This window comes from Streptomyces ureilyticus (assembly GCF_011045025.1).
Classification (GTDB): domain Bacteria; phylum Actinomycetota; class Actinomycetes; order Streptomycetales; family Streptomycetaceae; genus Streptomyces; species Streptomyces ureilyticus.
In genome coordinates this window covers 1-866 of record NZ_JAAKZX010000492.1, presented here as the reverse complement: position 1 = coordinate 866, position 866 = coordinate 1, and the positions used below count along the sequence as shown (strand labels likewise).

The window sequence follows — 866 nt, the reverse complement described above, 5'->3', positions numbered from 1 at the left end:
CGGTGGCCCCGGTCATCAACGACAGAACGGCCCCGCCCAGCAACGCCCAGCGATGCGGCCGCACATAGCCGAGCAGCAGCCGCCACGGCGGCACGTCGCTCGACGCGGACGCCTCCCTGGACGCCTCCGCCGCCCACCATGAGCCGCTGCTCATACCCCGGGTCCCCACCCCGCGCCGCCTCGGCGAGCAGCGTGGGAAGCCCCTCGTCCACACCGGCCGCCGAGCCCGCCGAGAGATACGTGTCGAGCCCGGGCAGCTCCGCGAGCTGCTTACGCAGGGCATCGCGATCCGCCGCCCGGTCGATCGCGCGATGGAACGTCCAGCGGCAGCCGTCCAGTTCGCCGACGACCCGCTCCACCGCGGCCACGTCCACGCCACCGCCCTCGTCCAGAAACCCGAGTACGAACTCGTCGGCGCCCGCATCCCGCAACTCCCGCACGCGGCGCACCAGTTCCCCGATGTCACCGGCGGCGAATCCGTCCCCCAGCCGCAGCATCACGCGCAGCGAGATGTCGACGGCGGCCCGGATCTCCGCGAAGGTCCCGACCGACGGGGTGAGCCCGTCGGCCGCCATGTCGGAGACGACTTCGAGGCGATCCGCGCCCCCGGCCCGGGCGGCGACCGCGTCCTCGACATCGAGGGCGATCACCTCCAGGACTGCACGCTTACTCATACGCCCTCTTTCCTTGGACGGCCGGGACGGGCCTGGACGGCTTGGACGAACACAGGTCTAGTCCAATTCAGAGTACGCGGTGAAGGGGAACAATGCCCCCATGGCCGACCCTCAAGCCCTGCGCACCCGCTGGCTCCACACCCTGCAAAGGGCCCGCACGACAACCAGCGCTCCCTCCCCCCCCGCCACACC

At 71.7% G+C, this 866-nt stretch carries 1 protein-coding gene; it reads right to left on the bottom strand.

Features of this window, described 5'->3' with window-relative positions:
• A partial coding sequence (locus G6048_RS48320) for a copper homeostasis protein CutC (protein WP_165345921.1) occupies positions 1-674 on the bottom strand: 674 nt, incomplete at its 3' end.
• Positions 675-866 lie beyond the last annotated feature (192 nt).